The organism is Bradyrhizobium sp. USDA 4354 (assembly GCF_054060315.1).
In genome coordinates, this window is the sequence record NZ_JBSSDC010000001.1 from 3,330,764 (window position 1) to 3,354,659 (window position 23,896).

At 59.4% G+C, this 23,896-nt stretch carries 14 protein-coding genes and 6 pseudogenes; 17 read left to right on the forward strand and 3 right to left on the reverse strand.

Features of this window, described 5'->3' with window-relative positions:
* Positions 1 to 674 precede the first annotated feature (674 nt).
* A pseudogene (locus tag ACVIIV_RS15460) lies at positions 675 to 836 on the reverse strand (IS30 family transposase); the annotation flags it as partial.
* Between the two features lie 124 nt (positions 837 to 960).
* On the opposite strand from ACVIIV_RS15460, the gene ACVIIV_RS15465 reads away from it, so the two are divergent.
* The 15 genes and pseudogenes from ACVIIV_RS15465 to tnpC (ACVIIV_RS15535) all read left to right on the forward strand — a co-directional run bounded on the left by ACVIIV_RS15465 (position 961) and on the right by tnpC (ACVIIV_RS15535) (position 16,738).
* A complete protein-coding gene (locus ACVIIV_RS15465) occupies positions 961 to 1,689 on the forward strand; it encodes an ABC transporter permease (protein WP_456744946.1) in 729 nt (242 codons plus the stop codon).
* Between the two features lie 472 nt (positions 1,690 to 2,161).
* A pseudogene (gene bioB / locus ACVIIV_RS15470) lies at positions 2,162 to 3,156 on the forward strand (biotin synthase BioB).
* 48 nt (positions 3,157 to 3,204) lie between these two features.
* Positions 3,205 to 3,558: an aspartate 1-decarboxylase gene (gene panD, locus ACVIIV_RS15475; RefSeq protein WP_456744947.1), complete on the forward strand. Its 354-nt coding sequence runs from the start codon at positions 3,205 to 3,207 to the stop codon at positions 3,556 to 3,558.
* Between the two features lie 84 nt (positions 3,559 to 3,642).
* A pseudogene (locus ACVIIV_RS15480) lies at positions 3,643 to 4,796 on the forward strand (8-amino-7-oxononanoate synthase).
* Positions 4,793 to 5,425 carry a dethiobiotin synthase gene (bioD, locus tag ACVIIV_RS15485; RefSeq protein ID WP_456744948.1) on the forward strand — a complete coding sequence of 211 codons (633 nt, stop codon included), beginning with the start codon at positions 4,793 to 4,795 and terminating at the stop codon, positions 5,423 to 5,425. Before ACVIIV_RS15480 ends, bioD begins: the two are co-directional and overlap by 4 nt.
* Positions 5,422 to 6,688 (forward strand): annotated as a pseudogene (locus ACVIIV_RS15490) (adenosylmethionine--8-amino-7-oxononanoate transaminase). The gene bioD and the pseudogene ACVIIV_RS15490 overlap by 4 nt, the downstream one beginning before the upstream one ends.
* Positions 6,689 to 7,222: 534 nt before the next feature.
* Positions 7,223 to 7,984, forward strand: a complete 762-nt coding sequence (locus ACVIIV_RS15495) for an SDR family NAD(P)-dependent oxidoreductase (protein ID WP_456744949.1) — start codon at positions 7,223 to 7,225, stop codon at positions 7,982 to 7,984.
* A gap of 515 nt (positions 7,985 to 8,499) precedes the next feature.
* Entirely contained in the window at positions 8,500 to 9,741 is a 1,242-nt protein-coding gene (locus ACVIIV_RS15500) for a serine hydrolase domain-containing protein (protein ID WP_456744950.1), read from the forward strand.
* 353 nt (positions 9,742 to 10,094) lie between these two features.
* Positions 10,095 to 10,493 (forward strand): IS66-like element accessory protein TnpA, encoded by a 399-nt coding sequence (tnpA, locus tag ACVIIV_RS15505; RefSeq protein WP_456744951.1) that lies wholly within the window; start codon positions 10,095 to 10,097, stop codon positions 10,491 to 10,493.
* A 23-nt stretch (positions 10,494 to 10,516) separates the two neighbouring features.
* Complete coding sequence (gene tnpB, locus ACVIIV_RS15510; RefSeq protein ID WP_456744952.1) at positions 10,517 to 10,837, forward strand: IS66 family insertion sequence element accessory protein TnpB; 321 nt, start codon at positions 10,517 to 10,519, stop codon at positions 10,835 to 10,837.
* Between the two features lie 45 nt (positions 10,838 to 10,882).
* Positions 10,883 to 12,516 (forward strand): IS66 family transposase gene (gene tnpC / locus ACVIIV_RS15515; protein WP_456744953.1). Its coding sequence is split into 2 segments (ribosomal slippage): positions 10,883 to 12,299 and positions 12,299 to 12,516, totalling 1,635 coding nucleotides; the frame shifts between segments, so codons are not numbered across the junction.
* Between the two features lie 377 nt (positions 12,517 to 12,893).
* Positions 12,894 to 14,002 (forward strand): annotated as a pseudogene (locus tag ACVIIV_RS15520) (IS110 family RNA-guided transposase).
* Positions 14,003 to 14,355: 353 nt separating this feature from the next.
* A complete protein-coding gene (tnpA, locus tag ACVIIV_RS15525; protein ID WP_456744954.1) occupies positions 14,356 to 14,784 on the forward strand; it encodes an IS66-like element accessory protein TnpA in 429 nt (142 codons plus the stop codon).
* Positions 14,781 to 15,137, forward strand: a complete 357-nt coding sequence (gene tnpB / locus ACVIIV_RS15530; RefSeq protein WP_456744955.1) for an IS66 family insertion sequence element accessory protein TnpB — start codon at positions 14,781 to 14,783, stop codon at positions 15,135 to 15,137. Before tnpA (ACVIIV_RS15525) ends, tnpB (ACVIIV_RS15530) begins: the two co-directional genes overlap by 4 nt.
* Positions 15,138 to 15,259: 122 nt before the next feature.
* Entirely contained in the window at positions 15,260 to 16,738 is a 1,479-nt protein-coding gene (gene tnpC / locus ACVIIV_RS15535; protein WP_456748736.1) for an IS66 family transposase, read from the forward strand.
* Between the two features lie 282 nt (positions 16,739 to 17,020).
* On the opposite strand, the pseudogene ACVIIV_RS15540 reads toward tnpC (ACVIIV_RS15535), so the two are convergent.
* Both ACVIIV_RS15540 and ACVIIV_RS15545 read right to left on the reverse strand, forming a co-directional pair.
* A pseudogene (locus ACVIIV_RS15540) lies at positions 17,021 to 18,129 on the reverse strand (IS110 family RNA-guided transposase).
* Between the two features lie 334 nt (positions 18,130 to 18,463).
* Positions 18,464 to 19,024: a helix-turn-helix domain-containing protein gene (locus tag ACVIIV_RS15545; protein ID WP_456744956.1), complete on the reverse strand. Its 561-nt coding sequence runs from the start codon at positions 19,022 to 19,024 to the stop codon at positions 18,464 to 18,466.
* Between the two features lie 37 nt (positions 19,025 to 19,061).
* Between ACVIIV_RS15545 and ACVIIV_RS15550 the strand changes: the two genes are divergently transcribed.
* Both ACVIIV_RS15550 and ACVIIV_RS15555 read left to right on the forward strand, forming a co-directional pair.
* Positions 19,062 to 21,740, forward strand: a complete 2,679-nt coding sequence (locus ACVIIV_RS15550; RefSeq protein ID WP_456744957.1) for a GcvT family protein — start codon at positions 19,062 to 19,064, stop codon at positions 21,738 to 21,740.
* A gap of 1,147 nt (positions 21,741 to 22,887) precedes the next feature.
* Positions 22,888 to 23,877, forward strand: coding sequence for a CobW family GTP-binding protein (locus ACVIIV_RS15555; RefSeq protein ID WP_456744958.1), 990 nt, complete (start codon positions 22,888 to 22,890; stop codon positions 23,875 to 23,877).
* The last annotated feature ends 19 nt before the right edge of the window (positions 23,878 to 23,896 follow it).

Below are 23,896 nucleotides of genomic sequence, written 5' to 3' on the forward strand. Positions count from 1 at the left end.
TGTTTTTTCGGCTGACGCTTGGATCGTGATCCTCGGCGACCGTGGTCTCATCAACAATCTGCTGCTCGAATTAGGGGTGATCTCCAGTCCGCAACCGCTCATCTACAACCGCATGGCCGTCTATATCGGGATGGTGCACATTATGCTGCCACTCATGACCCTGCCCCTGGTTAGCGTCTTGTTGGGCATTGACAAGTCCTTAGCCCGAAGCATGGGTGCGCGGCCTTTTATGGCGTTCTGGCGCGTGTTCCTCCCGCTCAGCATGCCGGGCGTGCGTAGCGGCTCGCTGCCGGTCTTTAGAACTCTGCCTTGGATTCTATATCACGCCGGAAGCTCTCGACGGCCTGCGCGACGCGATGCTGTCAACCTTCATCGCGGCACAGGTCGCGAACTCCTTCAACATGGCGCGCACCGCCGCATCGGCCTTCGTCCTTCTCGGCATCGCCGCGGTCATGCTCCCCCTAGTCGGGCTCGATTTTTCCGGTACGCAGGGCCGCGCGGGGCAACCAGGGCGGAAGTCCTGGCTGAGCCGGCTGCTCTCGCTCCCATCCTTCACACGCTATTTCAATGAGACCGTAACTCCCTATCGCGGGAAGCGCTGGACGACCCAACTTTATCAGGCCAGGCGCCAAAGCCGTTGGTCGAAGGTCGTGGGTACGGCCTTTATCGTCTTGTCATGGCCTACCGGTGGATTCACACTCGAAGTGCAACACTTGGGAGAAGGCCTCCGCGGGGGTTCTGAAGTCAAGGCATTTGCGCGGGGTGTTGTTGTAGGCGGCAACGAGCCGGTGGAAGCGGCGGGTTGGCAGGGCGTCGAGATCGGTCTTGCGGGCAATCTCGCATCGATCGTCAAGGGATAGCTGCTCGTAACTCCGCCCCATGGCAACACCTCCTCAAGGAAGTGTTGCACTTCGTTTGTGAACTCAGGACCTGCTGTTTCCTGGCCTTGTCGTGATCGTTATGTCCTTCAGCGCCGGGACGTTCTTGCAGTTCCCGCCCTCGAACTTTTCTCTGAAGTGGTACCGATCTTTCTTCGGCGATCCGTCCTGGACGGGCGCGGCTTGGACCAGCATCCAAATCGGCGTTGCGGTTGCGATCCTATCGACCATCGTCGGAACCCTCGCGGCCTTCGGCATCAGCCGCACCTCTCCGCGGCTGCGCGGCTCCCTGACCATGTTGATTTTGACGCCGGTCACCTTTCCGGTCATCGTCGTCGGCATCGCGGCATATTTCGGAATGGTCAATCTCGGACTGGTCGGCTCGATTACCGGCATCGTCCTGGCGCATAGTGTCGGCGCCGTCTCGTTTGTCGTCGTCATTGTCTCGGCGACTCTGGCGAACTTCGACCGGCGGCTAGAGCATGCAGCGCAGAGCATGAGAGCCGGGCCATTGCTGACCTTCAGGAGAGTGACACTTCCGATTATCGTGCCCGGCGTGATCGGCGGCGCCGTGTTCGCGTTCATTCACCCCTTCGATGAGGTCGTCATCCCCTCACTTGTAAGTGGCCTGTCAATCCGGACCCTGCCGCTGAAGATGTGGGAGAATATCCGGCACGAAATCGACCCCACCATCGCCGCCGTAGCGTCGCTGCTGATGCTTCTGCCCGTGCTTTGGCTGGTCGCGATCTATGTCACCTGGTGGCGCTCGAGAGCTTTGGCTCAGCGCGCGCTCCCGGACCCCGCAAATTGATCCAGCGTCCTTCAGGCCTCGTTGCAGGTGTTTGCTTCGATAGAGCTGTACCTCACATTGTGCATTGTGCTTGCCTATATGAAGCGCATTCGAATTGAGGACGCCGCCCACGTTCGGCGCGGCCCCCTCACCATCGATTAAGGAATTGGTTTTGTCTGCTCTGGAGCGCGCCGTCGACGATCCACGGGAAGCGTCGGGTCCAGTTATGCCCGCTGCGGGTGCTTAACCGTAGCGATTTCGAACCAGGCACACACAATGGCTGTCGTGGCCTCGTGGCGGGGATGTGGCCGAGAGATAGGCGTGGGCGGCGACATGGCGTGCCGATGCACGACGAATTTCTGCGGCAAAGGAGGAAAATTAGATTGATCCATGCGCTTCAAAGGCAGAACTCGATCGTTTCTCTCGTTCATGAGGGAGTAAGTTTCCACTTGCGGGCTACGCCCGGCATTCTTTGTGTGGTGGAAAGCTGGTATTGGTTGCCGCTGTGGGAATCGTAGGGAACGACAGCAGCAACAACCCGCCGGTCCGCCATAACTGGCAGCGCGCCGAGGCCGACGCTCTCTATCACCTGCCACTTGCTGACCTGATGTTTCAGGCGCAGGCTGTTCATCGCGGTAATTTCGATCCAAATTACGTTGAAACCGCAAGCCTCCTCAGCATCAAGACCGGCGGCTGCCCGGAAGACTGTGGCTACTGCTCGCAAAGCGCGCACTATGACACCGGCCTCAAAGCGTCCCGCCTGATGGATTGCGCTGATGTAGTGACCACCGCGCGGCGAGCGAAGGCTGCGGGCGCCACCCGCTTCTGCATGGCCGCCGCCTGGCGCAGCCCAAAAGATAGCTATCTCGACCAGGTCTGCGACATGATCAGCGCGGTTAAGCGACTCGGCATGGAAACCTGCGCCACGCTCGGCATGCTGACGCCGACGCAGGCTGTCCGGCTCGCGGACGCTGGGCTCGACTTCTACAATCACAACGTCGACACCTCGCCGGAGTTTTACGGCAAGATCATCACCACCCGCACCTTGCAGGATCGCATTAGCACGCTCGCACATGTGCGCGATGCCGGCATCAAGATCTGCTGTGGCGGCATTATCGGCATGGGTGAGCGCCTTGAGGACCGGATCGGCATGCTCGTGTTGCTCGCCAATCTACCCAGTCACCCGGAAAGCGTGCCGATCAACCTTGGAACGAGGTCAAGGGTGTGCTGGTCAACGAAACCGCAGAGCGTCCCGATCCGATCGCGCTAGTGCGGCTGGTCGCGACGGCTCGCATCATGATGCCAAAGAGCGTGGTGCGGTTGTCCGCCGGGCGGCAGTACATGTCAGACGAACTGCAGGCGCTGTGCTTCTTGGCCGGGGCGAATTCAGTTTTCATCGGCGATGTACTGTTGACTACCAAAAACCCGCAACGCGACCGTGATGCGAATCTGCTCGGTCGGCTCGGCATCCGATCTGCGCTTGCCTGAGTGAACGGCTCAGCGAGCACCCTACACAAGCTCCAGCTTAGGTGATCAATGCAACTTACCTTGATGAAAGGCAAAATCCACCGCGCCTCTGTGACTGAAGCCGATCTGCACTACGAAGGTTCGATTTCGATTGACCGTGCGCTAATGAACGCGGCGGGATTTTTGGTCAACGAGCGCGTCGAAGTTTACAATGTTGAGACCGGAGCGCGCTTTGCCACCTATGTCATCGAGGCGCCCCTGGGGTCTGGCACAATAAGCCTCAATGGAGCGGCCGCGCGCCTCGCGATGCCCGGAGATAAGGTCATTGTAGTTGCATATGCCTCATTTGGTGGAGAGGAAGCGGCAACGTTCAAGCCGCGCGTCGTGCGGGTCGACCGAGACAATCGCATCGTGTTTGGTTGAATGCCTGGAAGTGGACGCGAACGCATTTGCCTTGCCAACCAATAGCATACTTTGCGCGATTGGTGGCGATCTTGCGAGTGAAGAATGAGCAGAATCCTTGCTCCCAAAAATTCGACCTATGCAGCGGCTCTGCATGCACTGAAGAAAGATAGCCGGCTGCGTGGCCTTAAGCCGCGCGCGGGGACCGATTTTTCATCGAACGATTACCTGGCGCTCGCGACTGCGCCGCGCATTAAGAAGGCGCTCTGCGCTGCGATCGATGCTGGCACACCAATCGGGGCCGGCGGCTCGCGGCTTCTACGCGGTAACTGCGAGGAGCATGAGTGCCTCGAAGCTGAGGCTGCCAAGTTCTTCGGAGCGGAAACGGCGCTTTTTTTGGCGGCGGATATGTCGCCAATTTTGCTGTCCTGACCACGCTGCCCCAGCGGGGCGACTTACTTGTGCTAGATTCTCTCGTGCACGCGAGCATCCATGAAGGCGCGCGGGCTGGCCGGGCCGACTTTCGGATAAGCGCCCATAACGACCCGCAGTCAGTCGAAAACACAATCCGTGACTGGCGAGCCCAGGGCGGCGTGGGCCGCGTCTGGATCGTGGTCGAAAGTATCTACAGTATGGATGGCGATTTCGCCCCGCTTGAGGACCTGGTGACGATCGCGAGCCGGCACGACGCGTTCCTGATGGTGGATGAGGCCCACGCCACGGGTGTCTACGGCGAGCAGGGACGAGGGCTCACCGCGCCCTACGACGCATACGAAAATCTGATCGTCGTGCATACCTGCGGCAAAGCGCTGGGCGTCGAGGGGGCGCTCGTGACTGCCTCCACCGCAGTGCGCGATTTCATGATCAACCGTTGCCGCCCGTTCATCTTCACTACCGCTCCCTCACCGCTGATAGCTGTAGCCGTCCGGGAGGCGCTGTTGATCTTGCAGCAGGAGCCTGAGCGTCAGAAGTGTCTGGCAAAACTGGTCGCATTCACCGATCGCGAGATGGCGCTGTGCGGTCTTTCACGTGCGTCGGACTCTCAGATTATACCCTATATCGTGGGCGATAACGCGCATACGATGCGGCTCGCCTCTGCAATGCAGGCGCGCGGCTTCGATATTCGCGGAATCCGGCCGCCAACCGTTCCGGCAGGCACGGCTCGTCTTCGAATTTCATTGACACTAAATGTCGGGGAGGGAGACGTGCAGTCTATGCTCCATGCACTCGCTGAGGAGACGAAAGGCTGGTCTCGATGAGCCAACGGATCGTGGTGACCGGCACGGATACCGGAATTGGAAAGACGGTGTTTTCCGCGGGGCTGGCAGATCTGATCGGCGCAAGCTATTGGAAACCCATTCAGGCTGGCCTCGAGGCAGAGACAGATAGCCAGCTTGTCGCGCGGTTGGGCAGCCTCTCGCCCGAACGCATCGTGCCGGAGCGCTATCGTCTTCAGACGTCCGCTTCGCCCCATTATTCCGCGGAGCTTGATGGGGTCCGTATAGACATTAATTCGCTTGATATACCAGATACAGGCGGGCGGCCCCTTGTGATTGAGGGAGCTGGCGGACTAATGGTGCCGCTGAGTCGTAGCACGCTCTATATTGATGTCATCGAGCGATGGCAGCTTCCGGTAGTGCTATGTGCGAGCACAGCGCTGGGCACAATCAACCATTCGCTGCTGTCCATAGAGGCTCTGCGAAAGCGCCATATCACCATCCTTGGCCTTGCGTTCGTTGGCGAGCGAAATGCCGAGACTGAGAGCGCAATCTGCGACATCGGGCGGGTACGTTGGTTAGGGTGTCTGCCCTGGATTTTTCCTCTGACGGCAGAAAAGCTTCAAGCTATTTTCAAAACCGCATTCGTCGGGGTTGATTTCAAGCTATGATACCAAAAATGAAATCAACGATCTGGCATCCGTTCACCCAGCACGCGCTTCAGAACGAGATGACAAAGATTGTGCGAGGTGAAGGTGCTTATCTCCACACCGCGTGTGGTCGCCGTATCATCGATGCAATCTCATCATGGTGGATCGTGACCCATGGTCATTGCCATCCACCCATTGTTAGTGCGATTCGGGAACAAGTAGGCAAGCTCAGCCAGATTATATTTGCCGGATATACCCACGAACCGGCTGAAGATGTCGCCGCACTGCTTTTGAAATTTACACCCCCTGGGCTCGATCACGTGTTCTTTTCCGATAGCGGTTCGACCAGCGTTGAAGTAGCGCTAAAGATGGCGCTCAGCTACTGGAACAACATCGGCAAGCCGCGATCACGCATTGTGGTAATGCAACATTCCTATCACGGCGATACGGTCGGCGCGATGTCGGTCGGCGCCCGAGGCGTGTTCAATGCGAACTATGGTCCACTACTGTTCGACGTCACCTGCATCCCGTTCCCCGCGAAAGGTCGAGAACGGGAGACGCTCGATGCGCTCGTGTCTGTATGCCGAAACGAAGCTCCGGCCGCCTTCCATCGTGGAGCCTCTGGTGCTGGGGGCGGGCGGGATGCTGATGTATCCGCCCTGGATTTTGAGGGAAATGAAGCGCATCTGCGAGGTGTCAGATGTTCTGTTTATTGCTGACGAGGTGATGACTGGCTGGGGCCGTACCGGAACATTGTTCGCTTGCGAACAGGCGGAGGTCACGCCGGACATTGCCTGCTATTCGAAGGGCCTCACGGGAGGCGCGCTTCCGCTCGCGGTGACACTCTGTCGTGCGGATATTTTCGACGCGCATTATTCTATAGATCGTACGCACACGTTCTTTCACTCGAGTTCATATACGGCTAATCCAGTGGCCTGCGCTGCGGCGAAGGCCAATCTGGATCTCTGGCAAGTTCCGAAAACTCGCCAGAGGGTGGCCTCGATCGCTGCGATCCAAGAACAGGCAATCGAGTCATTCCGTGCTGATCCACGTTTTACAGATGTTCGCCGGACCGGGACCATCACGGCACTCGATCTGAGAACGAAGAATCCGGGTTATTTCGCAAACATCGGTCCGATGCTTCAGGCATTCTTTGTCGACCGCAATATACTACTGCGGCCACTTGGCAATACTATCTACGTCCTGCCGCCTTATTGCGTCACTGCGGAAGACCTGGATGAGGTTTACGCCAGCATACGAGATGCTGCCGATGCGCTGACCTGAGGTCGCGCGCTGGCCGTCTTGCCAGCAAACTCCTGATTGGGCAGGATGTCCTGAGAAATTTCCCGCTTTACGCTTCCGACCCATTCTCCAAATCGACAATGCAACTCGAGCATCTCCCAGACGAAACGCGGCCTCAAGCGTATCTTGCTGTGCAGCTCTTTCGGCAATTGTTGCGACGGTCATGCGCGTGCTCGCAGATGAGAACCGGAGCACCTGATTTGAGGGAGACCTCGAGAGTCACTCCAGTGCGCCTACGAACTCGCGGGAGCGCGTTTAGGCCTTTGACCGGCAATGACTTCGGCTGCTTCCCCGCTTGGTGCCCATAAGCGTCTAACTCTGGCCGCGAATACCTCTCGTCAGCGGTCGCGGGTGAACGCCGCCAAGCCGGGCGCGAAACGGTGTGGACATGAGCGACGATTGAAATCCCCACATCCCTCGGCTTTTCGCCGAATTTCTGCTGTGCAGAGCACACTTTCGCGGCGATTCCACGCGAAGCCAAGATAGCCTCGCGGTCGCTTGGCGAGGGAGAAGTCGATGATTTCCTATGACTTGAGGGGAAAGGCAGCGCTTGTGACAGGCGCGGCAAGTGGAGTTGGATTTGCTACTGCGAGGATGCTTCTCGAGAGCGGTGCAGTCGTCGCCCTGAACTTTCTCCCCGACGATGCCCGGGGCCCACAAGCCGTTGCTGAACTGCGGGAGGTGGGTAAAGTGATCGCGGCTCCTGGGGACGTCGGCGATCCGGCATCCACCGAACGGATGATCTCCAACGCTTTGACTGCACTAGGGGGGATGGACTTGCTCGTTAACAATGCGGGCACTCCAGGAGTACGAGAATCTATTCCGCCTGCACGTCTAGACCTCATGACGGAAGAGCTTTGGAAGCTTCTTCTTGAGGTGAACCTACTAAGCGTATTTCGATGCTCAAAGACCGCAGCTTCAGCATTGAAAGCGTCAAAGGGGGCGATCGTAAATGTTGCAACAGTTGCTGCTTTTGATCTGCGGGGCAGCAGCATGGGCTATGCTGCTGCAAAGGCAGGAGTAGTAAGCCTCACCAAAAATCTCGCCCGGGCACTTTCGCCTGAGGTACGTGTCAATGCAGTCGCGCCTGGGTTCATTAACAGCCCCTGGATGCCTTGGCCGGAAGAGACACTGCGTGCGGGAGTTGAAAAGCCTCTGCTGAAACGCATTGCCGAACCAGAAGATATCGCCGATCTCATTGTCTATCTCGGTTTCGGTGCCAACATGGTAACAGGCGTAACCGTTCCCGTGGACGGAGGTCTAACAATTGCTTCGTGAGTCAGGCCTCGGAATTCGACCGTCAATTCTGAACATGGTCGTCGCACCAAGCTGAAGTGTTTTCTCAGATGACGAGAATCATTGTCGGATCGTTCTCCGACGTAGTTGCCTCACGCACTGCCGTCGCAGTTAAGTGATCGCTAGCCTTATGATGGGGGTTTTCGTCTAGAAGGCTGTGAGGGATGAATATGCTGGTCCCGGAATATCCATTCGGTGACGTCCCTCTCACATCGCCGCTTGAAAGCGTCCCTCCCCGTTCGCAGCTTGCGATGACTGCGGCCTTCGGAGTTAGTGCCTCTAGCGTGCTGCGCGACGTCCCTCTCGCATCGCCGCCCGATTATCGTTCCCCACCGGCCGCTACCGCTCAAGTCACCGGGGTGCAAAGATTCGGCGGAGTTTCTGCGAAAACTTCGAAAGTCTCCACTTGAGCCGGGGGGATTGCCGTAAACCTGCAAGCAACCTCTATATGGTCGCGATGCATTTTCGCGCGCCAGAGAGACAATTGGGGTGAGCCGATGGGCATGCTAGAATTTGAGGGACAGCGTTACCTTGACGCCCGCGCGTCCGATCCGCGCGAATTGGGCTGGATGCGCGGCGCGCCGCCGACCGACGACAAGCGCATCACTTTCGAGAGCGGCCGTTACCTCGACTTCCCGCAAATCCGCTGGTCCCTGTCGCACATGCGCGAGCTTGCGGCAACCACCAACGTGTGGCGCGGTCGGGGCGCCCCGTCGTCGCTGGAACGTAGCGAGAGAGCCGCGGAAATCGACGCGCTCACCTTCACCGACATGAATGGTCTCACCCGTTGCTTCGAAGAGGCGCTCTACGACACCTACGCTGACGGCATTGTGGTGCTGCATCGCGGCCGCATCGTGTACGAGCGCTACTTCGGCGCGCTCGAGCCGCACCTTCCGCATGCGTGCTTCTCAGTCACGAAGTCCTACGCGGGCACATTGACCGCAGCCTTCGTGGAAGAGGGCGTGCTAGATGACAAAAAGGCCATCCCCTACTACCTGCCCGAACTGCGCGGCACCGCCTGGGAGGATGCCACGCTGCGTCAGGTGATGGATATGCAAGTCGGTCTGGCGCATACGGAAGACTATATCGACGTGAACTCCGGGGTTCATGCGTACGCGCGCGCTACTTCCTGGCGGCCAGCCGGCTACGACGGGCCGCAGACGTTGTGTGACTACTTGCGCACAGTGCGAAAGGAAGGCGCGCACGGTGAAGTCTTTGCCTACAAGACCATCAACACGGAGGTAATGGCGTGGGTAATGGCGCGCGTCACAGGCAGCTCGTTCGCGCAGCTGCTAGAGGAACGCCTCTGGGCGCCGCTCGGCTGCGAGGAGGATGCCTACATCAGGGTCGATTCCGTCGGTATGCCGACAGCCGGTGGTGGCCTGTACGCCTCATTGCGCGACCTGGCACGATTTGGCGAGTTGATGCGCCGCGAAGGTGACTGGGGCGGAACGCAGCTCATTCCCGCGTCCGTCGTACACGACGTGCAAAATAACGATCACCCGATCAAGTTTCCCTATATGGGGTTGAACTGCTCGTATCGCAGCCAGTGGTGGGTGACTCACAATGAGCTGGGTGCTTTCGAAGCCCGCGGCATGCATGGACAACGCCTGTACGTCGCGCCGAAGGCAGAGATGGTGATCGCGCGTTTCGCGTCGCACCCAATGGGGTCGTCCGCCGGCAACGACCCGATCACCATGCCACAGTTGATGGCGTTGGGGCGGATGCTTCGTAGATAGCTGCTGGCACGTCGCGCAGAATCGTGCCTGCCTGCACCGCCCCGCGCATGACGCGCCCGGCTAGGATGGTCCTCGACGCAATTGACGACCCGCGGACCTAAACGTCGATGACCGCATCGGCGTCGTTGAGCGGTGAAAAGACGCCTTCAACGAGGAAACTACGCCCATCAAGCCGCTGTTCAGTCTCACCGTTGCCAGCGCGCTTAGCTTCGTGCCGCAGGCTCCGCCATCGGCCCAGACCGAGTTGAACACGTCCAAGAAACTGCGTACGCCCTCCGACGAGGGCCGTCTTGCGTGACGGGTGGTAATTCGCGAAGCGTGCGCCTTAAGTCTAGCTTTAAGGTCATCAGGCGATGCGGGTCGAGGTTTTGGGCGGGCTGGAGCGGCGGCGCTGGTCGCAGGACGACAAGCCACGGATTGTCGAGGAGACGTTGGCGCCGGGCGCGAAGGTGACTGAGGTTGCGCGTCGCAACGGAATAGCGGCCAGCCTGGTGTTTACCTGGCGTCGACATGCACGGACATCGGAACAAGTTGTACCATCTTTTACGCCGGTGCAGATCGCCGCCGTAGCGGCCTCGGCTGAGGACACTCCGAAGCTTTTGCCTACGGTTGATGGCCGAGCTCGCTCCGTGGCAGCCGCGCGTACTGGATTGATAGAGATAGATCTCGGCAACCGACGGTGCATCCGGGTGGATGCGCACGTCGATCCGGAGGCGCTGGCGCGGGTCCTCGATGTGCTTGGACGCCGATGATTGCGATACCGGGGAATGTACGAGTGTGGCTCGCGACGGGCTACACGGATATGCGCAGAGGCTTTCCGTCGCTGGCACTCCAAGTGCAGGAGGTGCTGCACAAAGACCCGCTCAGCGGTCATCTGTTCGTCTTCCGCGGTCGCCGTAGTGATCTTGTGAAGGCGATCTGGCACGATGGCCAGGGAGCCTGCTTGTTCACAAAAAGACTCGAGAGAGGAAAGTTCATCTGGCCATCGGTTGCCGGTGAATCGGTAACGATCTCGCCGGCGCAGTTGAGCTATCTTCTGTCCAGGATCGATTGGCGTAACCCTCAAGAAACCCAGCGTCCGACGCGGGTCGGATAGGTGTTTTGGGTTTGAGTTTGCGGCTTGATCTGATTCAATGGCTTCATGACATCGAAGCCGGACGATCTTCCATCGGACCTTGCGAGCGCCTACCTTGCGCTGCTGGCCGAGCGTGAGGCCTTGCAGGTCGAGCCCGATGTCGCCGCGTCGGACAACGAAGCGCTGATCGCACATCTTGAGCTGCGGATCGAGAAACTCAAACGCGAACTGCACGGGCAGCGATCCGAGCGCTCGGCACGGCTGCTCGAGCAGTTGGAGTTGGAGCTCGAGGAACTCGTCACTACGGCGAGAGAGGATGAGCTCGCCGCGCAGGTGGCGGCAGCGAAGACGCAGAACGTCCGTCCCTTCACGCGTAAGCGGCCGGTTCGCAAGCCTTGGCCGGACGATATCGAACACGAGCGCGTCGTCGTTGAAGCTCCAACGACCTGCGCCTGCTGCGGTGGATCGCGGCTGGCGAAGGTCGGCGAGGATGTGACCAAGACCCTGGAGGAGATTCCCCGCCGCTTCAAGGTCATCGAGACGGTACGCGAGAAGTTCACCTGCCGCGATTGCGAGAAGATCAGTCAGCCGCCCGCGCCGTTCCATGCCACGCCGCGCGGCTTCATCGGCCCACAATTGCTGGCGACGATCCTGTTCGACAAGTTCGGCATGCATATCCCGCTCAACCGCCAGAGCGTGCGCTTCAGGGCCGAGAGGATCGATTTGCCGTTGTCGACGCTGGCCGACCAGGTCGGCCACGGGACCTTCGCCGTCATGCCGCTGTTCCGGCCGATCGAGCACCATGTGCTCACGGCCGAGCGCCTGCATGGCGACGACACCACCATCCGCATCCTGGCGAAGGGCAAATGCACGACTGGGCGGATCTGGACGTATGTGCGGGATGATCAGCCGTTCGCCGGGCCTGCGCCGCCGGCGGCGGTTTATTACGCTTCGGGTGACCGTCGCGGCGCGCACCCCCAGAAGCATCTGGCCACCTTCACCGGTATCCTGCAGGCGGATTGCTATAGCGGCTTCGAGCCGTTGTTCGACCCGCAACGGAAAGCGGTGCCGATCACGCCCGCATTTTGCCTGGCGCATGCGCGGCGGGGCTTCTTCGAGCTGGCTGACATCGAGAAAACCGCCCGGGACGGACAGAAAGGCAAACCGATCTCCCCGATCGCGCTGGAGGCGGTCAGGCGTCTTGACGCTCTGTTCGAGATCGAGCGCGCCATCAATGGCCGCAGTGCCGACGACCGACGCGCCGTGCGCCAAGAACAGAGCAAGCCGCTTCTCGACGACATGCACGACTGGCTGCTCCGCGAGCGAGAGACCCTGTTGAGCTCCTCCGAGGTCCTGAAGCCCATGAATTACATGCTCAGGCGCTGGGACGACTTTGCCCGCTTCCTCGACGACGGCAGGATCTGCTTGACCAACAATTGCGCTGAACGCGCATTGAGAGGCATCGCCTTGGGGCGGCGCAACTGACCTTCGCTGGCAGCCAACGTGGCGCCGATCGTGCCGCCATCATGCTGACGATGATCACGACCTGTCGTCTCAACGACGTCGATCCTAAGGCCTGGCTCGCCGACGTCCTGGCCCGTATCGCCGATCATCCCACATTGCGTCTGCACGAGTTGCTGCCCTGGGAATGGAAGCTCCTGCGCCAAGCCGGCAAGCCCACCGATCAGCAAGCCGCCTGACCTTCACGCATCGCCATCATATAGCTCGCCGAACTCCGCGCGCACGCGTCAATCAGGCGGCCTTCGTCGTAGGCGTACGAAACTGCGGCACCTTGGAGATCACCACCGTCTGCCTCAAAATCTCGGCGCTGTCGTTTGACACTACAACTGGCGCTGGGAGCACGATCACAGCGCCGGCGCGGCGTATGAGCGTGTTTGCGGCGACCTCTCAAGGGCCAAAGTCACGCGGCGAGAATGGTTTCATATCTGAAGTAACCCTCGCACCTCGTTCGTAAGGCCGTATGTCCGTGTCTGCCGATGAGGTGGCTCGCCCTACACTGCGCGTCCGAGGGTTGCTCGGGCGGACCGAGCCGATCCTCATCACAGGAGGACGAGCCGTGGCAGATTATAGGGAAGCATTCGTCGGAATCGATGTGGCCAAGCTGAGAAATGCCGTCGCGATTGCGGACGCAGGCCGGGAGGGGGAAGTTCGGTTCTTCGGTGAGGTTGATGCTTCGGCCACCAACATGCGCCGCGTCTTAGAACGGATCGCCAACCGGTTTGACCGCGTCCACTTCTGTTACGAAGCCGGCCCGACTGGCTATGGTCTTTATCGCCTGATCCGGTCGCTCGGCCACGAGTGCACGGTGGTGGCGCCATCGCTGATCCCAAGGAAGGCGGGCGATCGGGTGAAGACGAATCGCCGGGACGCCGTTTCTCTCGCGCGTCTGCTACGCGCTGGCGAGCTGACTGCGGTATGGGTTCCCGATGAAGGCCACGAGGCGATGCGGGATCTCGTTCGCGCGCGAGCGGCAGCGGTTGAAGCGCTGAGGGTTCACCGGCAACAGGTGAGCGCCTTCATGCTCAAGCACGGCCGTACCTACCCTCGCAAGAAAGGTTGGACGATGCGCTATCTGCGCTGGCTTCAGGAGCAGCAGTTCGATCACCCCGCACATCAGATCGCGCTCCAGGAGATGGTCGAAGCAGTTCGCGTCGCCAGGGAGCGGGTCGAACGTCTGGAGCGCACGATCGAAGAGTTCGTCTCGGTATGGTCTCTGGAGCCACTCGTATGGCGCTTCAGACATTGCGAGGCATCGATCTGATCGTCGCGGTGACATTCGCGATCGAAGTCGGTGACGTGAGCCGGTTTGAGAGCCCTCGTCAACTCATGGGTTATCTCGGCCTGGTGCCGGGCGAGCGATCGTCTGGGGAGACCGTCAGGCGGGGCGGCATCACCAAGGCCTGCAACGGCCGGGTTCGCCACATGTTGGTCGAGAGCGCCTGGACATATCGACACCCGCCGAAGATCGGCAAGACAAAGCTATACCGGCTCGAGCAAACGTCGCCAGCAGTGCGAGAGATTGCTTGGAAGGCGCAGAGCCGCTTGACGGCCCGCTACCGGAAGTTGGCTGCGCGCGGCAAGCGAACGACGGTGGTCTGCACCGCTATCGCCCGTGAATTGGTCGGGTTCATGTGGGCCGTTGCCAGGCAAGTGCAGCCGGCCTGATTAGGCGCACTTCTCATCATCATGCATGGGCGGAGGCGGGACCACGGCAGAGGGAATGCCCGTCAGACGCTTTGTGGCCGGCAAGCGCCGACGCCCGCAGTAAGATAGGAGCAGACCTCGGACGCACAATCGGGAATGCGGTAGCCAATCCGCGCATCAGAGCTTGATCACCGACGTCCTTCGGTTCCGCCTCCACCTATGCACGACCATCTCTATGAACAGCCGATCGACGATCGGACGATGCTCTACGTCCCAATCCTTGACAACGGACATCAGAGCGCTGTTCAGCGGCCACCTACCGGATGACGGAGTGATCTGCGAGTCTGCGGTTCGGTTCGACCGTTAGGCTTAGAATGGACACAGTGCATACTGCTATCACGGAGCCGGTGCGACGGCTTGAGGTCTTCACCGGAGCCGGCCGTCGGCGGAAGTGGAGCGACGAGGACAAGGCGCGGATCGTCGCGGAGATCGTTGCGAGTGGCGACTCGGTGTGTTCCGTGGCTCGACGGCATGGATTGTCGCCGCAGCAGCTGTTTGGCTGGCGGCGTCAGTTGCGAGAAGCCGTAGGCGGTCATTCCGAAGCGGACGAAGTGCAGTTTGTGCCGGCGGTGGTGGACGCCGTGGTGCCGGTGGCGACCGCTCACCAGGAGCGCAGAGCGGTGCGCAAGGCAGATAGCGGGATCATCGAGATCGAAGTCGACGGCATCACGATCCGGGCCGGTCGTGGAGCTGACCCAACGATGATTGCGTCGATCGTCCAGGCGCCCAAGGCGAGCCGGTGATTGGTCCGTCGGGTGCGGTCCGGGTGATGGTGGCGACCAAACCCGTAGACTTCCGCAAAGGAATGGAGGGGCTTGCGACCCTGGTACGCGAGAGCATGGGGGCTGACCCATTCTCGGGAGCTGTCTATGTGTTCCGGGCCAAGGGGGCGGACCGGATCAAGCTGGTGTTCTGGGACGGAACGGGTTTGTGTCTGTTCGCCAAGAGGCTCGAGGATGGAATCTTCCGCTGGCCGAAGATCGAAGACGGGGTGATGCGTCTGTCGGCGGCGCAATTGTCGGCGCTGCTGGAGGGGCTCGACTGGCGGCTTGTGCATGAAGCGCGGGAGACGCCGGCGCCAACGCAAGCAGGATAGTTGTTGGCGGCACTGCGGCGAAGTGAATCAGGAGCGTCGGACGCGTCGCCAGATGGCGACGAATATGCTCTGAATTGGGTGTGAGCGAGGCCCTGCCTGACGATCCCGAGACGCTGAAAGCGATGCTGCTTGCCGAGCGGTGCGAGAGCGAACGGCTGCGTCAGATCATCAAGGAATTGCAGCGACACCGGTTTGGCCGGCGGGCGGAGACGCTGCCCGAAGATCAGATGCTGCTGGGTCTGGAAGACGTCGAGCAGGTCGCAGCGTACGTCGAGACGGCGCAGGACGTAAGCACATCTGAAGGCCGTGAGGCGCGGGCTCGCAAGCGCCGCGGCAACGGTGGCGCCTTACCGGCGCACCTGCCACGGATCGAGGTCGTGGTCGACATCGAGGACAAGACCTGTCCCTGCTGCCAAGGCGAGTTGCACCGGATCGGCGAGGATAGAAGCGAGCGGCTGGACCTGGTCCCAGCGCAGTTCCGGATCCTCGTGACCCGGCGTCCCAAATACGCCTGCCGGGCTTGCGAGGATGGGGTTATACAGGCGCCGGCCCCGGCCAGGCTGATCGAGGGCGGATTGCCGACCGACGCCACGGTCGCCCAGGTCCTGGTCTCCAAATATGCCGATCACCTACCGCTCTACCGGCAGGCGCAAATTTACGCCCGCCAGGGCATCGAGCTCGATCGTTCGACGTTGGCGGACTGGGTGGGACAGGCAGCCTTCCACCTGCGTCCGTTGCATGAGCGCCTCCTCGGCAAGCTTAAGCAACGGTCAAAGCTGTTCGCCGACGAGACGACCATGCCGGTGCTCGATCCCGGCCGCGGGCGCACCAAGACCGGTCAGCTCTGGGCCTATGCTGCGGACGACCGGCCGTGGGGCGGCGCCGATCCGCCGGGCGTCGCCTATGTCTATGCGCCCGATCGCAAAGCCGACCGACCGATCGTTCATCTCGGCCGGTTCAAGGGGATTCTGCAGGTCGACGGCTATGCCGGCTACGCCAAACTCGCCGAGCGGGGCGACGTTGAGCTTGCGTTCTGCTGGGGGCACATGCGCCGCAACTTCTATGAGCTCGCAACCCCTGGCCCGGCGCCCATCGCGAGCGAGGCGCTCAAGCACATCGCCGAGTTTTACGCGATCGAGAAGGACATCCGTGGCCGCAGCGCCGAGGAGCGCCGCATCGTCCGGCAGCAGAAGAGCCGGCCCCTGGCAGAAGCCTTCGAGCGGTGGCTCCGCGCAAAGCTCGCGTTGATCAGCCAAAAGGGCAAGCTGGCCGACGCCATCCGCTATGCGCTCTCACGCTGGGAGGGCCTGACGCGCTTCATCAATGATGGCCGTATCGAGCTCGACAACAACGCCGTCGAGCGCTCGATCCGTCCGATCGCGCTCAACCGGAAAAATGCGCTGTTTGCAGGCTCTGACGGCGGCGCCGAGCACTGGGCCATCATCGCCTCCCTAGTTGAAACCTGTAAGCTGAATGACGTCGATCCGCTTGCCTATTTGACCGATGCCCTCACCAGGATCGTCAACGGCCATCCAAACAGCGACATCGATCAGCTGCTTCCGTGGACCTATCGCCGTCACGATCTCAAAGCCGTGGCCTGATAACGACTGATGTCCGTTGTCAAGGATTGGGACGTAGAGCATCGTCCGATCGTCGATCGGCTGTTCATAGAGATGGTCGTGCATAGGTGGAGGCGGAACCGAAGGACGTCGGTGATCAAGCTCTGATGCGCGGATTGGCTACCGCATTCCCGATTGTGCGTCCGAGGTCTGCTCCTATCTTACTGCGGGCGTCGGCGCTTGCCGGCCACAAAGCGTCTGACGGGCATTCCCTCTGCCGTGGTCCCGCCTCCGCCCATGCATGATGATGAGAAGTGCGCCTAATCAGGCCGGCTGCACTTGCCTGGCAACGGCCCACATGAACCCGACCAATTCACGGGCGATAGCGGTGCAGACCACCGTCGTTCGCTTGCCGCGCGCAGCCAACTTCCGGTAGCGGGCCGTCAAGCGGCTCTGCGCCTTCCAAGCAATCTCTCGCACTGCTGGCGACGTTTGCTCGAGCCGGTATAGCTTTGTCTTGCCGATCTTCGGCGGGTGTCGATATGTCCAGGCGCTCTCGACCAACATGTGGCGAACCCGGCCGTTGCAGGCCTTGGTGATGCCGCCCCGCCTGACGGTCTCCCCAGACGATCGCTCGCCCGGCACCAGGCCGAGATAACCCATGAGTTGACGAGGGCTCTCAAACCGGCTCACGTCACCGACTTCGATCGCGAATGTCACCGCGACGATCAGATCGATGCCTCGCAATGTCTGAAGCGCCATACGAGTGGCTCCAGAGACCATACCGAGACGAACTCTTCGATCGTGCGCTCCAGACGTTCGACCCGCTCCCTGGCGACGCGAACTGCTTCGACCATCTCCTGGAGCGCGATCTGATGTGCGGGGTGATCGAACTGCTGCTCCTGAAGCCAGCGCAGATAGCGCATCGTCCAACCTTTCTTGCGAGGGTAGGTACGGCCGTGCTTGAGCATGAAGGCGCTCACCTGTTGCCGGTGAACCCTCAGCGCTTCAACCGCTGCCGCTCGCGCGCGAACGAGATCCCGCATCGCCTCGTGGCCTTCATCGGGAACCCATACCGCAGTCAGCTCGCCAGCGCGTAGCAGACGCGCGAGAGAAACGGCGTCCCGGCGATTCGTCTTCACCCGATCGCCCGCCTTCCTTGGGATCAGCGATGGCGCCACCACCGTGCACTCGTGGCCGAGCGACCGGATCAGGCGATAAAGACCATAGCCAGTCGGGCCGGCTTCGTAACAGAAGTGGACGCGGTCAAACCGGTTGGCGATCCGTTCTAAGACGCGGCGCATGTTGGTGGCCGAAGCATCAACCTCACCGAAGAACCGAACTTCCCCCTCCCGGCCTGCGTCCGCAATCGCGACGGCATTTCTCAGCTTGGCCACATCGATTCCGACGAATGCTTCCCTATAATCTGCCACGGCTCGTCCTCCTGTGATGAGGATCGGCTCGGTCCGCCCGAGCAACCCTCGGACGCGCAGTGTAGGGCGAGCCACCTCATCGGCAGACACGGACATACGGCCTTACCCTCGTTCGTGGCGGGCTCGCGGAGAAATGGGAATGGCCAGACAATCCACTGCGCGGCAAGATAACGCTGCGTAAGGCTGTGATGTTTCCGGAAGAGTCAGGTGTAATGCAGAAGTGAGAGCTGAGCCGACCATGTAGTATCTCAAGCGCCTCGCCGGCACCATTCGGTCAAGACGGCGAAGATCTACATTGAGATGGATTGATAGCTAGTGGGCCACACTCATGCAGTTAATAGTGCGGCGGAGTAATCACCCAAACGACTTTTGCGGGGATCTGTCCAGGGTTGGCGCAACGATGTTGCGAGGTACTATTGAAAGAAAAGCTATCACCCTCCTCAAGTCGGAAACGCTTTCCGTCGACCCATATGTCCAATTGGCCTGCGATCAGAATGCCCGCTTCATTGCCGTCATGGCTGTAAGCGCCGCTATCGGCGCCGGGTTCGATGGTGCTCAAAAGCAACTCGAGAGGTCCGGCGAGATTTGGAGATAAAAGCTCTTCAACGATGCCCAGTCCAGTGAATGTCAGGCGTCGCCGGTGCGCCTTACGAACGATGATATCCCGTTCATCGGAGGTAGCTTGCATGTTTCCGTTGAAGAACCAGTTTATGTGCACGCCGAGAACATCGCTGAGCTTCTTCAAAATCCCGATAGGCAGCTTCGACTGGTTTCTTTCGATCTGGCTCAGATAGCCGACCGAGATTCCTGCGGCTTGCGCAAGTTGCGTTAGGGTCAATTTCTTTATTTTACGAAGTTCCCGGATCTGCCCGCCCACGGCGGCCTCCGGATCCATATTAGATCCTGGCTGCGACGCCGCCCATTCATCTGCCGTGCGTATCGATCTTATAGCCATCAACGTATTCGACTCTTTTGCCACCCCGGATGAAAAATTCACGCACACCGCACAGACCGCGCCGTCCTCTATAGATGGCACAACTTCAAAGAAAAGCTTCTATAAATCAAAAAATATATTCACAATGGTGAAAAAATCTGCCAAAATTTCACGGGCAATCGGAGATCGCGTAGTGGCAGAACTTCCAATGTCGGCTCAAGTCGTCATCATCGGCGGCGGCATCATGGGCTGCAGTCTAGCCTACCATCTGACCCTTCGCGGTTGGACAGACGTTGTCGTGCTGGAACGAAAGCGGCTTACGTCCGGAACTACATGGCACGCGGCCGGCCTTGTTGGCCAACTCGGTGCAACTCACAATCTGACGCGATTGGCCCAATATACAACAGAGCTTTACGCGGAGCTCGAACGCGAAACCGGCCAAAACACCGGCTATCGACAGATTGGATCGCTCGCAATCGCGAATAACCAAGAGCGCTTTGAAGAACTCCGGCGTGGCGCTTCGATGGCCCGATGCTTTGGATTGGAAGTCAACATCCTATCTGCAAAGCAAGCAGGTGATCTTTGGCCTTTAATGGCGACCGAGGATCTCGTTGGTGCGGTGCATCTGCCGAAGGATGGGCAGACTAACCCGGTGGATACGACGCAAGCGCTTGCCAAAGGGGCGAGAATTCGTGGTGCGAAGATTCTTGAAAATACAGCCGTTACCGACATTCTCATCCGGAGCGGCCGTGCGATGGGCGTGCGAACGAAAGACGGTGAGATCACCGCGGAATTCGTCGTAAATTGTGCGGGCATGTGGGCGCGGGAACTTGGTGCCAAGGTCGGCGCGACCGTGCCGCTTCATGCCGCCGAGCATTTTTACATCGTTACGGAGCCGGCCCCCGACATCCAAAAGCACCTGCCTGTGCTGCGTGACGCCGACGCCTGCACGTACTTCAAAGAAGACGCCGGCAAGCTGTTGGTTGGCTGGTTCGAGCCGGTCGCAAAGCCGTGGGGCATGAAGGGAATCCCCGAGAATTTCGAATTCGACGCGCTACCAGACGACCTCGAGCACATTGAGCCGTTACTTGAGCGGGCAATTCGCCGGGTGCCGATACTGGCAAAAGCGGGCATTCAGTTGTTTTTCAATGGCCCTGAAAGCTTCACGCCAGACGACCGGTACATGCTGGGAGAAATGCCTGAAGTTCGAAATCTGTTCGTTGCTGCGGGATTCAACTCTATCGGTATCAGGTCCGCAGGTGGGGCAGGAAAGGTCCTGGCTGACTGGATTGTTGACGGCCATCCGCCGATGGACCTTTGGGACGTCGACGTGCGGCGAGTCATGCCGTTCCAATCAAATCGACGATACCTAAAGGATCGGACGGTCGAAACCCTCGGCTTGCTGTACGCGATGCACTGGCCCTTTCGTCAGCCTGATACAGCGAGGGGCGTTCGCCGCTCAGCTCTGCACGATCGTCTGCTTGCGCGGGGAGCTTGTTTTGGAGAGGCCGCTGGTTGGGAGCGACCGAACTGGTTCGCACCGACGACGCAGGAGGCAAAGTACGAATATAGCTACGGTCGTCAGAACTGGTTTGAATTTTCGGCCGCAGAACATCGCGCGGTGCGAGAAAGCGTTGGCTTGTTTGACCAATCGTCGTTCGCGAAATTCATCCTTGAGGGGGATGACGCCGAATGTGTTCTCAACCGAATATGCGCCAACAACATTTCGGTCCCGGTCGGTCGTATAGTCTACACCCAATGGCTCAACGACCGAGGCGGCATCGAGGCGGATCTAACAATCACTCGTGAGGGTATGAATAAGTTCCTCATCGTGACCGCAGCGGCCACGCAAGTCAAAGACTTCGCCTGGCTGACGCGCCATATTCCCGAGGGCGCTCGGGCGTTCGCCATAGACGTAAGCTCTGCCTATAGCGTGCTGGGTGTCATGGGTCCGAAGTCGAGAAATCTCTTGGCCAAGCTCACGGATGCCGACCTCTCGAACTCAGCATTTCCATTCGCAACGTCGCGGATCATTGATCTGGGCTACGCCAAAGTCAGGGCAAGCCGTATTACCTATGTCGGCGAGCTAGGGTGGGAACTGTACATTCCTACTGAGTTCGTTCAGGGGGTCTACGATTGTCTCTGGGAAGCGGGAAGTGCGTTTGACATGCGCCTAGCCGGCTATCATGCGATGAACTCCCTCCGAATGGAAAAAGGTTATCGCCACTGGGGGCATGACATCACAGACGAAGATACTCCATTGGAAGCGGGGCTCGGCTTTGCTGTGGCTTGGTCGAAGGCACAAGGATTCATCGGGCGCGAGGCCCTGCAGCGCCAGAGAGAAGCAGGGCCAAAGAAAAAAATGATTCACGTCGCACTCAAAGATCCCTCAGCATTGCTTTATCACAATGAGCCGATTTGGTGCGATGGAAAACTTGTCGGCCGCATCACGTCGGGCATGTTCGGGCACACGATAGGAACGTGCCTCGGATTGGGTTACATTGAGACCCCGACCGGCGGTATTGATGAGTCCTTCCTTGAAGCCGTGAAATTCGAAGTTGAAGTTGCGGGTGTGCGCCTGCCTGCGCGTGCATCTTTCCGTTCCTTCTATGATCCCGGCAACAGCCGGGTGAAAGCGGCCGGGGAAGGCCCCCTCGTATCGGCTCCGGCCTTCTGACAGAATTCAATCGTCATGATTTGAACCGGTGTCGTTCCATTCATCATTTGCCAATCACCGCAGACATCGAACCGATGCAAGAAGAACACCTCGAGTCGGCTGAGAATGAGCTATTGGTTGGTGATGTGAATTTTAAGGGCCGCACTGCCTAGCCGGCGCGCTCACCACGATCCTAAGTGGGGCCGATAGCGATCGGTTGCTCCCAGATGGATGCCCCCCCTTCGGGCGTCGCTTCGCCAGTACGCACCAATAGGCTAACCTGGCGAAGGGTATTCATCGGCGCTGCTGTCGGCAGCAGAAATTTGCTGTCAGCCGGCTCGCCCTGCACCACGCCGCACGAGGAAAAGTTTCACCGGGGCAATTGCGAGATCCTAGTCGCTGCCGTGAGATCGCAAACTGCGGTGTTCATTCCCGAGTGCCATAGAAAGACGCTTTACAGCGAGCTGAGGTAGTATCGCGGGCTGGTATCTTCAGTCGGCGATTCAGAATAAGCGCAGAGCCGAAGAAGCCATTTGATCCCGATCGCACCGATGACGATATGAAAACCAGAAATCGCGGTGTCTTTGCACAATTGGGATGCTGCTCGAAATAAGCTGCCGAGTTTAAATTGCCGTCATCAACTCAAGTGCCGGCCATCGCCGACGGAAATCTACCCAATCGCTCCGGTGGTAGCATGATCGAAGTGGCCCGCGCTCGGAAGCGGTTGGTCGCAAACAGGTGTTCGTGAAAAAAGTCTTAAAAAATTCATGTTGACAAAAAACTACTCATGTTTATCGTCTCTAGCATAAAAAAATGGGGGGAATATTTTTGGCAGCCGATTGCAGAGACAGTTGCGTGAAGAGGGGGGCACGATCACCTGTGGCCACGAATGGTTGCCCCTTTCCCGGGACGTCCGCAGCTGTCGCTAAAAAATTCAGGGTCACCCTGATCGCGAGCGCCAGTGCTGCTTTCGAGGTCTACTCCAAGCGAGCCCAAATCGGACAGCAGCTCGCAATAGAGCACTCCGTTTCGTTGGGTCAGTTTGTTGCATCTTCCTGGGGAGCGTGGGCATGTTGCGTGGCCGCGCGTGAAAGCTGGATCTCAACGTCAGGCTGCGCGCTCAGGACCGGCCCAGTCTTGTCTTTCATTGGATAGGGCGCGTGCTGCGATGCTTCCAGCGACAATCATCTCCGGATTTCTCGGTGCGGGGAAAACAACCCTCATAAATCATCTCCTGCACAACCCGGGAGATGATCGCCTCGCTGTTTTGGTGAACGACTTCGGCGCTATCAATATCGATCAGGACCTGATCAAGATCGAGACGCAAAATCGGATCGAACTCAGCAACGGTTGCGTTTGCTGCTCGATCCAGGACGATCTGGCGGCTGGCTTGGTCTCGCTCAGTCGCCTTCCGAACAAGTTCACGCGCGTGGCACTCGAGTGCAGCGGCGTATCGCATCCTGCAGGCATATTGAAGGTCTTCGATAGCGATCCGGTAAGGGAGTTATTTTATGTCGACGGGCTGTTCTGTTTAATCGATACGTCCAACCTGCTCGACCTCGACTTTCGAAGCACGGAGCTTGCAATCGATCAAGCCGCCATGTCCGATCTGGTTTTGCTGAACAAGACCGATTTGGTCTCAGAGGCGGTACGCGTCGAGGTGCGGCAGACCCTTCAGGCGGCTCAACGGAGCATGAAGCTGTTGGAGGTTGTGCGGGCCGAAATTCCGACTGCCATTCTCTTTGGCCCGGCAGAGCAAACAAAGCGCAGTCGACAACGAGCAACCGCGGAGGGTAACCACTCCGATCTCTATGAGAGCGCCTCGTTCGTCTGGGAGTCTCCCGTCAACGCAGAAGCGTTCAAACGGTTCTGTGACGAGCTTCCTTCCCAAATACTTCGCGGCAAGGGCGTTCTAAGTCTGATGGTCAACGACGGAGAGCGTCCGTTACGAGCAATCTTTCAACTTGTGGGAAGGCGATCTTCCGTCGAAGTGGAGAGAGCAGACGGTCCCGAGATCAGTAGGATCGTCTTGATCGCGCGCCGCGGAGAACTCGACAGAAGTGCGATTGCTGCGGCCCTCAAGCTCTGTCCGGGGGCACGCAGTTTGCTGCCGATCGCGCGACCGCCGGGTCCGAAGCGCCCCATGATTTGCCAATAGAGATACATCAATTCTAAGG